15 protein-coding genes and 1 tRNA gene are annotated in these 14,026 nt (G+C 66.3%); 9 read left to right on the top strand and 7 right to left on the bottom strand.

Annotation, left to right across the window (positions count from 1 at the left end):
* Positions 1–35 precede the first annotated feature (35 nt).
* The 3 genes from SGR02S_RS01925 to SGR02S_RS01915 are packed head-to-tail and all read left to right on the top strand — an operon-like array spanning position 36 to position 2,641.
* Positions 36–953, top strand: a complete 918-nt coding sequence (locus SGR02S_RS01925) for a 3'-5' exonuclease (protein ID WP_067105331.1) — start codon at positions 36–38, stop codon at positions 951–953.
* A 55-nt stretch (positions 954–1,008) separates the two neighbouring features.
* Entirely contained in the window at positions 1,009–1,875 is an 867-nt protein-coding gene (locus SGR02S_RS01920) for a hypothetical protein (RefSeq protein ID WP_067105330.1), read from the top strand.
* Positions 1,868–2,641 carry a hypothetical protein gene (locus SGR02S_RS01915; RefSeq protein ID WP_255211368.1) on the top strand — a complete coding sequence of 258 codons (774 nt, stop codon included), beginning with the start codon at positions 1,868–1,870 and terminating at the stop codon, positions 2,639–2,641. Before SGR02S_RS01920 ends, SGR02S_RS01915 begins: the two co-directional genes overlap by 8 nt.
* Before the next feature lie 289 nt (positions 2,642–2,930).
* Here the strand turns inward: SGR02S_RS01915 and SGR02S_RS01910 are convergent.
* A tRNA-Arg gene (locus SGR02S_RS01910) sits at positions 2,931–3,007 on the bottom strand.
* A 72-nt stretch (positions 3,008–3,079) separates the two neighbouring features.
* Between SGR02S_RS01910 and SGR02S_RS01905 the strand changes: the two genes are divergently transcribed.
* Both SGR02S_RS01905 and SGR02S_RS01900 read left to right on the top strand, forming a co-directional pair.
* Positions 3,080–3,841: a queuosine precursor transporter gene (locus SGR02S_RS01905; protein ID WP_067105328.1), complete on the top strand. Its 762-nt coding sequence runs from the start codon at positions 3,080–3,082 to the stop codon at positions 3,839–3,841.
* Between the two features lie 6 nt (positions 3,842–3,847).
* Positions 3,848–4,246 carry a hypothetical protein gene (locus SGR02S_RS01900; protein WP_067105327.1) on the top strand — a complete coding sequence of 133 codons (399 nt, stop codon included), beginning with the start codon at positions 3,848–3,850 and terminating at the stop codon, positions 4,244–4,246.
* Here the strand turns inward: SGR02S_RS01900 and purQ are convergent.
* Entirely contained in the window at positions 4,208–4,873 is a 666-nt protein-coding gene (purQ, locus tag SGR02S_RS01895; RefSeq protein ID WP_067105326.1) for a phosphoribosylformylglycinamidine synthase subunit PurQ, read from the bottom strand. The two genes, SGR02S_RS01900 and purQ, sit on opposite strands and share 39 nt — an antisense overlap.
* Positions 4,874–4,900: 27 nt before the next feature.
* Positions 4,901–5,131 carry a phosphoribosylformylglycinamidine synthase subunit PurS gene (gene purS, locus SGR02S_RS01890; RefSeq protein WP_067105325.1) on the bottom strand — a complete coding sequence of 77 codons (231 nt, stop codon included), beginning with the start codon at positions 5,129–5,131 and terminating at the stop codon, positions 4,901–4,903.
* Positions 5,132–5,335: 204 nt separating this feature from the next.
* Between purS and SGR02S_RS01885 the strand changes: the two genes are divergently transcribed.
* The 3 genes from SGR02S_RS01885 to SGR02S_RS01875 all read left to right on the top strand — a co-directional run bounded on the left by SGR02S_RS01885 (position 5,336) and on the right by SGR02S_RS01875 (position 6,742).
* Positions 5,336–5,509: a (2Fe-2S)-binding protein gene (locus SGR02S_RS01885; RefSeq protein ID WP_067105324.1), complete on the top strand. Its 174-nt coding sequence runs from the start codon at positions 5,336–5,338 to the stop codon at positions 5,507–5,509.
* A 99-nt stretch (positions 5,510–5,608) separates the two neighbouring features.
* Positions 5,609–6,091: a bacterioferritin gene (gene bfr / locus SGR02S_RS01880; RefSeq protein ID WP_067105323.1), complete on the top strand. Its 483-nt coding sequence runs from the start codon at positions 5,609–5,611 to the stop codon at positions 6,089–6,091.
* Positions 6,092–6,313: 222 nt separating this feature from the next.
* Positions 6,314–6,742 (top strand): addiction module antidote protein, encoded by a 429-nt coding sequence (locus SGR02S_RS01875; protein ID WP_067105322.1) that lies wholly within the window; start codon positions 6,314–6,316, stop codon positions 6,740–6,742.
* 298 nt (positions 6,743–7,040) lie between these two features.
* Here the strand turns inward: SGR02S_RS01875 and SGR02S_RS01870 are convergent, their stop codons facing one another.
* Both SGR02S_RS01870 and purC read right to left on the bottom strand, forming a co-directional pair.
* On the bottom strand, positions 7,041–9,935 hold the full coding sequence (locus tag SGR02S_RS01870) for a M16 family metallopeptidase (RefSeq protein ID WP_067105321.1): 2,895 nt from the start codon (positions 9,933–9,935) through the stop codon (positions 7,041–7,043).
* Between the two features lie 93 nt (positions 9,936–10,028).
* Positions 10,029–10,805 (bottom strand): phosphoribosylaminoimidazolesuccinocarboxamide synthase, encoded by a 777-nt coding sequence (gene purC, locus SGR02S_RS01865; protein WP_067105320.1) that lies wholly within the window; start codon positions 10,803–10,805, stop codon positions 10,029–10,031.
* Positions 10,806–11,237: 432 nt separating this feature from the next.
* Here purC and SGR02S_RS01860 point away from each other — a divergent pair, with 432 nt between their 5' ends.
* The gene (locus tag SGR02S_RS01860; protein WP_067105319.1) at positions 11,238–12,161 is read left to right on the top strand and encodes a crotonase/enoyl-CoA hydratase family protein; all 924 of its coding nucleotides are present in this window, start codon (positions 11,238–11,240) and stop codon (positions 12,159–12,161) included.
* A 105-nt stretch (positions 12,162–12,266) separates the two neighbouring features.
* Here the strand turns inward: SGR02S_RS01860 and SGR02S_RS01855 are convergent, their stop codons facing one another.
* Positions 12,267–12,674: a DUF1801 domain-containing protein gene (locus SGR02S_RS01855; RefSeq protein ID WP_067105318.1), complete on the bottom strand. Its 408-nt coding sequence runs from the start codon at positions 12,672–12,674 to the stop codon at positions 12,267–12,269.
* A 9-nt stretch (positions 12,675–12,683) separates the two neighbouring features.
* Complete coding sequence (locus SGR02S_RS01850; protein WP_067105317.1) at positions 12,684–13,808, bottom strand: DUF3667 domain-containing protein; 1,125 nt, start codon at positions 13,806–13,808, stop codon at positions 12,684–12,686.
* Between the last annotated feature and the right edge of the window lie 218 nt (positions 13,809–14,026).

Raw genomic sequence — 14,026 nt, 5'->3', positions numbered from 1 at the left:
CTCAGGCAAAGTTCCTTCAACGATCGGAGACAACCATGCAGGACGAGGTTCCTGATCCGGCGGCGCTATGCGTGCCGAACGGCGATGACGATGTGCGCCTGCTGCGCCGGCTCGATGTCCGCGAGGGAGAGACCGGCGTCGGCGGCCGGGTCGATACCTTTATCGGCGTTGCCGTCGACTGCGAGACAACTGGTATCGGTGATGAGGACGCGATCATCGAACTCGCATTGCGGCGCTTTCGCGTCGACCCCGCTGGCGTGATCGTCAAGATCGACCGGCCATACTCGTGGTTAGAGGATCCGGGATGCGAACTGCCCGAGGACATTGTGCGCCTAACTGGCATCACCAACATCGACCTGGCCGGCAAATCTATCGACGACGGGGTGGCCCTGCGACTTCTCAAATCCGCTACATTTGTCTGCGCGCACAATGCCTCCTTCGACCGTCGTCATGTCGAACGCCGGCTACCAGAGGCTGCGGGGCTCGCGTGGTGCTGCAGCTGCAACGACATCGACTGGCGCGCCAATGGTTTCGACGGTCGGTCGCTGGGGTGGCTTCTTGCGCAGAGCGGATACTTTCACGGTGCGCACCGCGCCGTGGACGATGTCGACGCGGTGATCCAAATTCTACGACAGAATATGCCTGATGGCACGACTGCGCTCGCCCAGATGCTCACCACCGCCCGTGCGCCCAGCTGGCGTTTCCGCGCGGTCGGCGCCTCCTTCGAGGTGAAGGACTTGCTTCGAATGCGGGGCTACCGATGGGACGCTGCGAGCAATCCGAAATGCTGGTGGCGAGAAGTGCCTGACGCCCGTCGCGCCGAGGAGGAATGGTGGCTCGCCAGTCATGTCTACTCGTTGGATGCCAATCCCCGAGCTCTTGGACCGATCATCGAGCGGCTGACGTGGCGGGAACGCTACGCACCAACAGTGCCATCGAACCGACCGGCATGAATGCTCTGCCCGAAACTATGCGCATCGACACCCCTAATTAGACTGGAGAAAAGGCATGACCAAAAGGTCCACCAAGTCCAACGCGCTCGTCCCGACCGGCAGGCATAAGGCGCCCGTCAAACGAAAGGCCGCCACGCTTGCGGTTACGCCCGCGACGGACGACACGCTGCTGTCGATCGTCGACTCCGAACTCGCTCTGGCAAAACTAATCGGCGTTGGAGGCGAAGTCGCGCGAGAGGGCGGCGTCGGTCTCGTCACCGGCCGCGCCTATGCAACTCGCGAATGCGTCGTTCCCGCAGAAGAAATTTTCTACGATCAGGACGCGCGGCCCGGTGGCAAGGGGGTGTGGCTCGGAGAGGCGGACAAGGTCAGCTGGCGCGATACGGCGAGTGGATACGACTGCATCATGTTGCGTAACACGGACAATGGCTTTCTCTGCGGATATGTCGGCATTCCGAAGGATCACCCTCTCTGGGGCTGGGATGCAAACGCAGTTCCGCCGGACATCGGGATCGATGTGCATGGCGGTTTGACTTATTCAAGACTGTGCGAAGAAGGTCCGAGTCCGACGCGTCGGTTAGCCGTCGAGGCGCGACGCATCTGCCACGTGACACTAAGACCGGCGGTTTACCATCCGGTCGAACACGCAACCGACCACCGCGTCGAAGATTCGCATGCGTGGTGGTTCGGCTTCAGTTGCGATCATGCCTACGATCTTATTCCGAGCGATGGGCCGAATTCCTCCGGATCGAAATCTTCGGAGCTTGCACGGATCTATCGGGACGATGCCTATGTTGTCAGGGAAACGATCGCCCTCGCAGCTCAGCTGCGAGCAATCGCTGAAGGAGGCGCGGCGCCCGCGCGCGATGGCGCGCCGCCGCCGCTCGGCCTCGACCCTCGTCTCGGGGGTGGCCGTGGCTGACTTTGAGCGTCACGTCGGCGAACTCCCGTGGGGCTGGTGGCTTCGAGCCAATCCGCGCGGCTACGAGGATGCGTCTGGGCGAAATTGGGCAAGCGTCAGGGACGCCTTCTGGGAGGGAGAACTTGGATTTCCGCCGGTCCACTTCGCACCCGAACAGCATGAACTGATGCTGAGGGTCATGACCGCGATCGATGCGCGCTGGTTTGGCACGGAGAGCAACCACGATGTTTTCGGCGGGGACATGATGTTCTGGCGATTCTATCTGTGCTGGCTCGCCAGCATCGGCATGGTCGAGAATTCGAACGGGAGGGATTTTCTCGGCGGGGGACTGACCTCGTTGGGCAAGTCGGTCCTCATGATGCTGCAGGCCACGCGCGAGCCGGAATTCGAGCGCTTGCCAATGTCGGCGGTTGTCGCCGCGGTAAGTGCTAGCGCGGGACTCGACGCCGAGGCACGAGAGCGGGCGCTGATCACCTTTGAGCAACAGATTGGGTTTCGCCGCCATCTGTTCGCGCGCGAAGATTTGGGAATTCGATACCTGGTGACGTTGACCGGACTTAAGGTTGGCGCGCGGATGCCGACGCGAAATATCGCGTGGTCGCAGTCCTTCGTCGACGCAAATTCGCGCGATGACCTCTTCGCCTGGCTCGCCGAGCGAGTGCACCGTTGGGATGATTGGGGTGAAATTGCTTACCGAAAGGGCGCGTCTGCGCTGACAAGCCATTTGTTGTCGATCATCGTCGGTGCGGGCGGCCTGGCTCGATGACCGATCAACTCTCGGAGAGTGCAGTTTAGGAATCCTCTATCCCCTGAAGCTCGGGGCTGAGCTCTGAGGCGGCCGCCGTCGAAGCATCGCAGCAGATAACCTCTAGTCGCCTTCTTCAAGTGCACAAATCAAGGAAATTTCGCGTAATCGGTGGACCTTCGCATTGTTGCGCCGGACACGATCGCCCCTCCGAAAATTTCGCATTGCCTCAATGCTTGTCGTTCAATCGAACAAACCGGTCCATTCTTGTGCACCGTAGGTGCATCTCAAATGAAACCGGACAAGAATGTGGCGCGCCCGGCAGGATTCGAACCTGCGACCACCCGCTTAGAAGGCGGGTGCTCTATCCAGCTGAGCTACGGGCGCGCGGCGCGGTCGGTGCCCGCTGGCGCATAGCGTGGTTTGCGCATCGCGCAAAGCAGGTTAAGCAGCAACGCCATGCCCAACTCCCCCGTCGCCCCTTCGGCCGCTTCGGCCCGGCCCGCCCAGGTCAGCGCCGCCAGCGTCCGGCACTTCCGCTATTACGACCTGGTGATGGCGGCCTTCGTCGCCATCCTGCTGCTGTCGAACATCATCGGCGCCTCGAAACCCAGCTACATCCCGATGCCCGACGGCAGCCAGTGGGCGTTCGGCGCCGGCGTCCTCTTCTTTCCGATCAGCTACATCATCGGCGACGTGCTGACCGAGGTCTATGGCTATGCACGCGCGCGGCGGGTGATCTGGACGGGCTTCGCCGCGCTCGCCTTCATGGCCTTCATGGCGTGGGTCGTCGTCGCATTGCCCCCCGCCGACGGCTGGCCGGGGCAGGCGAGCTACGAATTCGTCTTCGGCAACAGCTGGCGCATCGTCATCGCCTCGATGACCGCCTTCTGGGCCGGCGAATTCGCCAACTCCTATGTTCTCGCGCGGATGAAGCTGTGGACCGGCGGGCGCTTCCTGTGGATGCGCACCATCGGGTCGACGATCGTCGGCCAGGGTCTCGACAGCCTGATTTTCTACCCGCTCGCCTTTTACGGGCTTGCCGGATGGCCGCCCGACCAGTTGATGCAGGTCGTGCTGTCGCAATGGTTGATCAAGACGGGCTGGGAAGCCGCGCTGACCCCCCTCACCTATTGGGTGGTCGGGACGCTGAAGCGCCGCGAGGGCGTCGACGTCTTCGACGAAGGCACAGACTTCAATCCCTTCGGCGCCAGAGGCTGAACCGGCATGACGCTGATCGAACTGGCCTCGCTGTTCGAGGCGCGGAAGGTCTCGGTCATCGAGGCGACCGGGCTCGACAAGGATGCGCTGCACATCTATTTCGGCCTCGCGCTTTTCCTGCTCGTCCGGCTGATCTGGCGCTGGCGCGGCGGCTGGTTCGTCGCCTGGCTGGCGGTGCTCACGATGGCGTGCGGCGGCGAATGGCTCGACATGACGGTCGAGGCGAGCGACGCCGCGGTCCAGCCCGACGCGGCGCACTGGCACGACATCTGGAACACGATGTTCTGGCCGACGATCCTGCTGCTCGTCGGGCGCTGGCTGCACCCGCCACACGGCGATGCGCCCGAGGCGCTCGATCCGGTCGCCTCAGGCGAGGACGCCGAGCGCGGCCTCGAACAGCCTTAGGCCGTCGGTGCCGCCGTGCGCGGGGTCGATCGCGCGCTCGGGGTGCGGCATCATGCCCAGCACATTGCCCGCATCGTTGAGCACCCCGGCGATCCGCCGCGCCGATCCGTTGACCGCATCGGCATAGCGGAAGGCGACGCGTCCCTCGCCCTCGAGCCGGTCGAGCGTCGCATCGTCGGCGAAATAATTGCCGTCGTGGTGCGCCACCGGAATCGTGATCGTCTCGCCCGCGCGATAGCCGGCGGTGAACAGCGACTGGCTGTTCTCGACGGTCAGCCGCACGCTGCGGCAGACGAAATTCAGTCCCGCGTTGCGCATCAGCGCGCCGGGCAGCAACTGCGCCTCGGTCAGCACCTGAAAGCCGTTGCAGACGCCCAGCACCGGAACGCCGCGCCCCGCGGCCTCGGCAACCGCGCGCAGGATCGGCGAGCGCGCCGCCATCGCGCCCGACCGCAGATAGTCGCCATAGGAAAAGCCGCCGGGCAGCGCGATGAAATCGGTGCCCGCGGGCAGTTCGCTCTCGCGGTGCCAGACCATCGCCGGCGCGCGGCCGGTCACGGTTTCGAGCGCGACCGCCATGTCGCGGTCGCAGTTGGAGCCCGGAAAGACGATGACGGCGGTCTTCATGGGCGTGGCTCCTTCGATATCGGCCGGTCAGGCGCGGGTGATGCGGTAGTTTTCGATCACGGTATTGGCGAGCAGCTTCGCGCACATCGCGTCGAGGTCGGCGTCGGTCACGTCGTCGGCGACGTCGAGTTCGATGAAGCGGCCGGCGCGAACGTCCTCGACGCCCGCAAAGCCCAGCCCTTCGAGCGCGTGGTGGATCGCCTTGCCCTGCGGGTCGAGCACCCCGGGCTTGAGCGTCACATGAACCTGGACTTTCATGGCGGCGGACCTTTGCGAAGCAGCGTGGGAGAAGGACCGCGCCTATGCCCGCGAATCGCCGCGCGGGCAAGGGGCGGCGAAAGAGGGCGGCGAGCGAAAGAACCGCGGCGCGCCACGAACCGGGATTGCGAACCAGTCGCATCTTTGCTGTTGCGAATCCTTCGCACTATCTCTAGAGGGAGAGTTGTTGAGAGGGATTCGCACATGGTCGTCTGTGTCTGCAACGCAATAAGGGAACGCGAACTGCGCGATGTGGCGCGGAGCGGCGAGTTGCGCAGCGCCAAGGCCGCCTATGCGCAATTGGGTCGCAAACCCAAGTGCGGCCAGTGCCTGTCATTCGCTCGCAATATCATCAGCGACGCTGCGGCGACTGCCTGATTTTCCTTGGATTTCCGTTCTTTTTAGCCTTGGCCTGACCGGGTCCGGGCGGCTATGATGCCGCCCGCCATCCCACCCGGACAATGACAGGACAAGAAAATGAAGGGCGACGAAAAGGTCATCGATTTCCTCAATGAGGCGCTCAAGAACGAGCTGACCGCGATCAACCAATATTGGCTGCACTATCGCATGCTCGACAATTGGGGCGTCGCGCGGCTCGCGCATTTCGAGCGCGAGGAATCGATCGACGAAATGAAACACGCCGACAAGCTGGCCGACCGCATCCTCTTCCTCGGCGGCCTGCCCAACTTCCAGATGCTCGGCCGGCTGCGCGTCGGCGAAACGGTCGAGGAGATACTGAGGGCCGACCTCGCGCTCGAGGAGGAGGCGATCCCGCTACTCAAGGACGCGATCGCCCATGCCGAGGGCGTGCGCGACTATGTCAGCCGCGACCTGTTCGCCGACATCCTCGAAAGCGAGGAGCATCATGTCGACGAACTCGAGAAGCAGTTCGAGATGATCGAGCGGATGGGGATGGAAAATTACGTCCAACTCCAGTCGAAGCCCGCCGGCGACGATTGACGCATCCCGCAAGGAGGCGCCGCGAAGGCGCCTCCGGCACGGATTTCCGCGAGAATCGGAGGCACCTTCATGGTGCCTCTTTTTTTGCTTGTATTTGCGATTAATTCTCAATAGCACGGTGAGGCAGTCACCTCCTGCCGGCTGCTGCGAAAGCGGCAGCCGGCACCTTTTTCGGACCCGGCGGGAGGACTGCAAGGCGACCGGGCCGCGACGGGAGGCACCATGGAAAGCAGCACGCTGGTTCGCCGGCTTACCGCGCAACCGCTGGTCCGCGACCTGCCCGTCGACGCCGCGCAGGCCGTGCTCGCGCTGCGCTATTGCATTCTCTGCCGCCGCAGCGAGCGCGATCCGATGCCCGAACTCGAACGGCGCTGGGGCAATGTGCTCGCCGCGCGGCGTTACCGGCTGGTGGTCGAGGCGATTGGCCAGATCTGGCCCGATCCCTTCGCGGTTGCCCCGCCCTGCTGCCCGCGCGTCAGCTTCGACGAGGCGCTGCTCGCGACGATGATCGGCGCCGTGGCGCGCGGCAACCGCGCGCAGTTCGACTGGCTGAGCGGCGAGATGCTCGGCGGCGACGCCCGCGAAATGCTGTTCGTCGCACTCGGCAATTTCCTGCGCGCCAGAGCGCCGGGAAGCGTCGGGGGAGGCTGAATCGAACTCCCACGCTTGCGAGCGGGACAGCAAGAGTTGCGAACCTTGCTCGCTACCCGCGGCGGGGTGGGCAGACGCAGGGGCGTATATATCCTTCACACACGTAAGGGCCTGTTCCCCGGCGAAAGCCGGGGTCCAGATGGCATTGCGTTGCCCCGCGTGGACCCCGGCTTTCGCCGGGGAACAGCTACTTGTCGAAAGGGGATGCCAACCGACGCAAGGCCGCCGGCCCTCCCCCCCACCCCTCCCGCAAGCGGGAAGGGAGGCGATCGGCGCCCGATTCGAACCAGTCCCCCGATCAGGACCCCGCCTTGTCGCTCACCGCCCGGATCACCAGCGCCTTGTCGTCGACCAGATAACGCCGCGCGAGCGCCTGCAGATCGACGGGGGTCGCGGCCTCGACTTCCGCGATTCCGTTGCGGCTACAGTCGAGGCGGTCGGCGCGGCTCGTCGCCTCGGCGACATAGGCGAGCCAATAGCTGTTCTCGCGTCGCGCCCTGGTCATCGCCTCGACCAGCGGACGGCGCGCGCGGTCGAGCATGTCGGCGTCGACCGGCTTGTCGCGCAGCGCCTTCGCAATGGCGAAGATCGCGGCGCGCGTCGTCGCGAGATCCTTGAAATCAACATTGCCGGCCGCGACCAGATAGCCGAATCCCGGATATTCGTCCGACAGGCTGGCGCCGGCCCCCGGGCTATAGGTCTCGCCCAGCCGCTCGCGAAGCTCCTCGACCAGTTCGAGCTGCATCACGCGCGCGAGCAGGTTGAGCCGCATCGCCTCGGCCAGGTCGCTGTCGTCGCGGGCGGGCCAATAGACGCGCAGCTCGGCCTGCTCGGCGGCGCCCTTGTGGATCAGCGTGCGTTCGCTGCGGTCGGTGGCGAAATGCCGCACCCGCGCCGTGGTGCGCGGATCGAAGGCGGCGCGGCGGTCGGGCAGCGCGCCGAAGGTCGCCGCGATCGCGTCGATCGCCGCCTGTTCGTCGATGTCGCCGACGACGCCGATCTCGATCGCGCCGTGGGCCAGGCTGTCGGCGATCGCGGGTTCGAGCTGCGACCAGTCGAGCCTCATCAGCCGGTCGAGCGGCGGCGTCTGCGCACGCGGATCGTCGTCGGCGACGATGCCCGCGGCGTCGCGCGCGATCACCGCCGCGGCGGTCGCATCGTTCGCGGCATATTGCTGCGGCAGGTAGCGGCGGATCAGCGCGAGCCCGTCGGCGCGATAGCCGGGATGTGTCACGAAAGCCGCCATCAGCTTCGCCTGCAGCGCGAAATCCTCCGCCGAGGTCAGTGCGCTGCCGCCAAAAGCGTCGGTGCCACTGCCGAAGCTGGGGCTGACCGTCCGGCCGGCGAGGATGCTGCGCAGTTCGTCGAGGCTGTGCGCGGCGAGCCCGCCGAGCGAGAGCGACCCGGCAAGCGCCACCTTCGTCGGGTCGTCGCGCGTCGCGAGCAGGTCGCCGCCGTCGACGCGCACCGACAGATAGACGCGATCCTTCTGGAAATCGGTCCGCTTGATGTTCAGCATCACATGGTTGGCGAAGCGGACGCGGCGGATGCCGAGATCCTCGACGCGGTCGTCGGCGACCACCGTCCCCGGCGTGCCGAAATGCTGATAGGCGAAGGCGGCGGTCGCCGCCTCGGCCGGCGGGGCCACCGCGACCTGCTGCGAGGCGCGCAGTTCGGCGAGGATCGCATCGGTTCCCCCCTCGATCGCCGTCTTCGACGTCACGCGCGCGAGCGGCGCGCTCATCCCCGCGACGCGCCCCCGGAAGGCGTCGGCGACCGCCGCGGCCGACAGCGTCGGTGCGACCTGTTCGAACAAGGTCTGCGAGGTTTCGGGGCGGACGAAGACGAAATCGCCCTTCGCCGCCTTGACCAGCGTGTCGGCGAGCGTCGCGCTGCGCCGCGTGTCGACGCCGGCCACCGCGTTGCGCAGCGCGGTGCGGCGAATCGCGACCTGTTCGTCGACCTCGGCCTGGGTGAAGCCGTGCTCGACCGCGCGGCGATATTCCTGTTCGAGGATGGCGAGCGCCTCGCGCCACGCGCCTTCCTTCGCGACCGCGCTCAGCGTGATCTGGTCGAAGACCTTCCAGCCCGCTGCCTCGCTGAATGAGCCGCCGACGATCGGCGAATCCTCGCGCAGCGCGATCTTCGACAGCCGGCGGCCGACGATCGCCTCGCCCACCGATTCGGCGAGCGAGCGGGCGCGCTTCGCCCGCGTATCGGCCTCTTCGACCCACGGCTTGAACATCGCCAGCGTCACGGTATCGGCGACCGCCGGGTCGACGAAATCGTCGGCGGCGGACGGCCGCGCATAGTCGATCGTGCCGATATCGGGATGGAGCCCGGCGGGGCCGCGCCCCGCCCAGTCCGAAAAGCGCGCCTCGATCTTCGCCGCGACCGCCGCCGGGTCGAAATCGCCGACCATCACCAGCGTCGCACGCTCGGGCCGATAATAGCGGTTATAGAGGTCGCGGATGCGCGCCGCGGTAGCGGTGCGGATCACCGTCTCGGTTCCGATCGGGAAGCGGTCGGCGATCGTCATGCCCGGCGCGAGAAAGGCGAAATGATCGAGCGTGTTGCGCCGCTGGTAATTGTCGCCGGCGCGCCGTTCGGACTGGATAACGCCGCGTTCGCGGTCGACCGCCGCCGGGTCGATCGTCAGTTCGCTCGCCGTCTCGCGCATCAGCATCAGCCCGGTGTCGATCAGGTCGTCCGAGGCCCCCGGCAGGTCGAGCTTGTAGATCGTCTCGTCGAACCCGGTCGAGGCGTTGGTGTCGGCGCCGAACGCCAGCCCCTTGCGCTCGAGCAGCTTGACCATCTCCCCTTCGGGCACATGGGTCGAACCGTTGAACGCCATATGCTCGAGGAAATGGGCGAGCCCGCGCTGGTCGTCGGCCTCGGCGAAGCTGCCGACGTCGAAGCGCAGGCGCATCACGACGCTGTCCTTCGGCGTCGTGTTGCGCAGCAGCGCATATTTCATCCCGTTCGGCAGCACGCCAAAGACGATGTTCGGATCGACCGCTATGTCGCTCGCCGCGAAATTCCACGCGCGCGCGGCGTCGGTCTGCGGATTGACGGCGGCGGAGGCGGCGGGCGGCGCGCCATCGGCGCGCGCGAAAGTCGGCGGCGCGAGAGCGACAAGCAGGAGAAGGGGCGACAGCGCGGCCGAAGCGCGCCGGATCAGGCGAAGCGTCATGCGTCCGTTCTGGCCGCGATTTCCCGCCCGTCAAGCCGCGGAAGCGCCGGCCGCGCGATCCTTCGACGAACGGCGTCCGCCGCGAACCGCGGACTATCCCTTTTTCTTGCGGTGGCTTTCAAGGTCGAGCACCGCGGTATCTCCGCCCTCGGGCATCAGCCCCAGCCGCCGCGCGACCTCCTGATACGCCTCGACCTCGCCGCCGAGGTCGCGGCGGAAGCGGTCCTTGTCGAGCTTCTCGTTCGTCGTCATGTCCCACAGGCGACAGCCATCGGGGCTGATCTCGTCGGCCAGGATGATGCGGCTGTAGTCGCCGTCCCACAGGCGCCCGAACTCCAGCTTGAAGTCGATCAGGCGGATGCCGACCGCCGCGAACATGCCGCTCATGAAATCATTGATGCGGATCGCCAGGTCCTGGATGTCGTGCAGTTCGTCCTGGCTGCACCAGTTGAAGCAGGCGATATGCTCCTCCGCGACCAGCGGATCGCCGAGCGCGTCGTCCTTGAAGCAATATTCGATCAGCGTGCGGGGAAGCTGCGTCCCCTCCTCGATCCCCAGCCGCTTCGACAGCGAACCCGCAGCGACGTTGCGCACGACGACCTCGATCGGCACGATCTCGACCTGGCGGATCAGCTGTTCGCGCATGTTGAGCCGGCGGATGAAGTGATGCGGCACGCCGATATTGCCGAGCAGCGTGAAGACATGCTCCGAAATCCGGTTGTTGAGCACGCCCTTGCCGTTGATCGTCCCGCGCTTCTGCGCGTTGAAAGCGGTCGCGTCGTCCTTGAAATACTGAATCAGCGTGCCCGGTTCGGGGCCTTCGTAGAGGATCTTCGCTTTGCCTTCGTAGATCTGGCGGCGACGGGCCATGGCGCAAACACTTTCTGCCGGAACCAAAAGAATGACCCCGGCGACAAGCGACTCAGGCGAGGCGCGGCGCCGGGGCGACGAGGCGGCCTATAGCGGCAAAGTCGCGGCGCGTCATCCCTCGCGTCGCCGGGGCGGAAAGGTAGGAAAGATGCGTGCCTCGCGCCCGTCACCCCGAACGCATCAGGTCCGTATGCTGCTCAGGCAGGCCCGACCTGCTCCCCGGCGAAAGCCGGGGTCCACGCGGGGCAGCGCTGCACCATCTGGACCCCGGCTTTCGCCGGGGAACGATTTCTTGTCGAAGAAAAGGATGAGCCCGGTCCCGAACCGACCGCGCAGGCAGGCTGCACGGGTTTACGCTTACGTCCACGTCAACTAGCACTTGCCTTCACCCGTCCCGCTTGCAACCATGTCCCGAGCCCCAAGGAGAGTGATATGAGCTTCGACCAGATTCGTCTCGACAAGCAGGACGGCATTGCACTGCTGACGCTGCACCGGCCCGACCGGATGAATGCCTTCACCACCCAGATGATGCTGGAGATCGTCGCCGCGCTCGACGAGTGCGACGCCGACGACGCGGTGCGCGCGGTGATCTTCACCGGGTCGGGCGACCGCGCCTATTGCGCGGGGGCCGACCTTGGCCAGGGGGCCGCGACCTTCGATTACGACAAGCGCACCGACAAGGCGGCGACGCTGCCCGACGGGGTGGCGGCAAGCCCGGTCGCCGAAGACGGCACGATCGATTGGTCGCACCCGCTGATCCGCGATTCGGGCGGGCGCGTGTCGATGCGCATCTTCGACAGCAGGAAGCCGGTGCTCGGCGCGATCAACGGCGCCGCGGTCGGCATCGGCGCGACGATGACGCTGGCGATGGATGCGCGCCTCGCCAGCGAGACGGCGCGCTACGGCTTCGTCTTCGCGCGGCGCGGCATCGTCCCCGAAGCCGCGTCGAGCTGGTTCCTGCCGCGCCTCGTCGGCATCCAGACCGCGGTCGACTGGTGCTTTTCGGGGCGGCTGATCGGTGCCGCGGAGGCGCGGGAAAAGGGGCTGGTCCAGTCGGTCCACACGCCCGGCGACCTGATTGACGCCGCGATCGCCAAGGCGCGCGAGATGACCGCTGACAGTGCGCCGGTGTCGGTCGCGCTGACCCGCCATATGCTGTGGCGCATGCTCGGCGCGCCGCATCCGATGAGCGCGCACCGCTGGGACAGCCGCGCCATCTTCGCGCGCGGCCGCAGCCCCGACGCGGCCGAAGGCGTGACCAGCTTCCTCGAAAAGCGCCCGCCGAACTTCACCGCCAGCGTCGCGAACGACTATCCGTGGTTCGCCGAGTTCGAGGACGCGCCGCCGTATAGCTAGACGCGGTTGGAAGGCCTCGTCATTGCCGCGCGGCTTCGCCGCTCGCAATGACGAACCGGTCAATCCAGAGCCATCGAAGTCAGGGCCTTGCCCACCGGTCGACTATCACCCCCGCGGTTTCTTCGCCGCATTGGCGGCCACGGCCTCGCGCACCAGCGCCCTGAACGCCGCCGCGTCGATCGAATCGCCCTCGAACAGGTCGATCGCGCGGCGCGTGTTGCCGTCGAGGCTGGCGTTGAACAGCCGTGCGGGATCGTCGAGTGACGCCCCCTTCGCGAAGGTCAGCTTGACCTTGTCCTTATAGACTTCACCGGTGCACAGGATGCCGCCGCGCTCCCAGACCGGTACCCCGAGCGGGTTCGACGGCTTGCGCCATTTCACCGTTTCGACCACCTCGGGCTCTGCTTCGGCGATCAGGGCGCGCATGCGCGCCAGCGTCGCGCCGCGCCAGCCGCCGAGGGCGGCGATCCGGACGTCGATCAGGTCCGATGCGCTGCTGTCCTCATTCTCCACGCCCCGATCCTAGCTCATCAGCCCAAGCGCGAGCAGCAGGAAAATGAAGTTGATTGCCGCGAACAGGCTGAAGAAGAGCAGCAGCGCCGTACGCAGGAGCGCGCCGGCGGTCGACAGGCGATAGGCGCCGCGAAGCTGCCTATACATGTGGAAGGGCAGATAGAGCATCGCGCCGAGCGTCGCGACCTCGCCGATCAGCGTCAGGTTGAGCAGCCGCACGACGACGAACAGCAGCAGCACGAAGCTGATCGAATAGGTCACGAAGACGAAATGATCGTACATGTGGAAGCGGCGGCTGAACGGGAACAGCGTCCACATGAAGGGCAGCGACAGCGGGATCAGCGCCCAGGCGAACTTGTAAGCATTGGCCTGCAATTTGTAGAAGAGCAGTCCAGGGTTCGCGATCGCCTTATCCAGGCCGTGATCGATGGCGGGAATCCCGGTATCGGCCTTCGTGCGCGTCGCGAAACTGGCGCTGGTCGCGACCTGCTGCACCGGATCGGCGAGGACGGGCGGGCCGGCCGCGCGCTCCTCGCGGGTCAGGCTGCGCGCCACGCCCAGATAGTCGGCGCTTTTCTGGAGCGTGTCGCGTGCGCTCTCCAACTTCCGCCGTTCGGCGGCGGGCAAGCTCTTGTCCGTGAGGCGCGTCTCGACCCGTTCGACCTCGTCCTGCAGGCTCGAACGGATCGCGTTGGAGCGCGTCTGTTCGGCGGCCGCGCGCGCGATCTCTTCGCCGACGCCGCCGCCCGCGCCGACCATCGACAGCACCGCATAGGTCAGGAAGACCGCGAACAGGAACAGCGCGAGCGGCGAGATGAAGCGCGCGCGCTCGCCGTGGATATAGCGGCGCGTCAGGTCGCCCGGCCGCCAGGCGAGCAAAGGCAGCGTATTCCACAGCTTGCCCTCGAAATGAAAGATGGCGTGGACGAGGTCGTGCCCGATCGCGCCGAAGCTGCGGTGGACGTCGGCCTTTTGCCCGCAACGGTGGCAATGCGACCCGACGAGCGTCGTGCCGCAATTGAGGCAGCGCGTGCCTTCGTGACCGCCGCCTGCGCCGCCGTGCCGCGGCTCGATCGCGCGGCTCGCCAGCCCCGCCGTCACCGCCGCCCCGATGCCTTCGATATCCCCGCTCATCGCGCCTTCGTAGCAGCGCAGGCGGGCGGCGCAACGGGGCTTTCGCCGCCGCGCCAAAGCGTGATAGGAGCCGCGCGATGACCGCCGAAGCCCCGAAATCCCCGCCCTTTGCCGATGCCGACGCGCTGGTCGCCACCCTGGGCGCGCGCGCGCGCGCTGCGGCGAAGCGGCTCGCCGCCGCGACGACCGGCGCCAAGGCGGCCGCGCTGCGCGCCGCC

Source organism: Sphingopyxis granuli NBRC 100800 (genome assembly GCF_001591045.1).
Taxonomy (GTDB): Bacteria; Pseudomonadota; Alphaproteobacteria; order Sphingomonadales; family Sphingomonadaceae; genus Sphingopyxis; species Sphingopyxis granuli.
The sequence above is the reverse complement of the archived record's forward strand: the minus strand, read 5'-3'. Positions and strand labels throughout refer to the sequence as shown.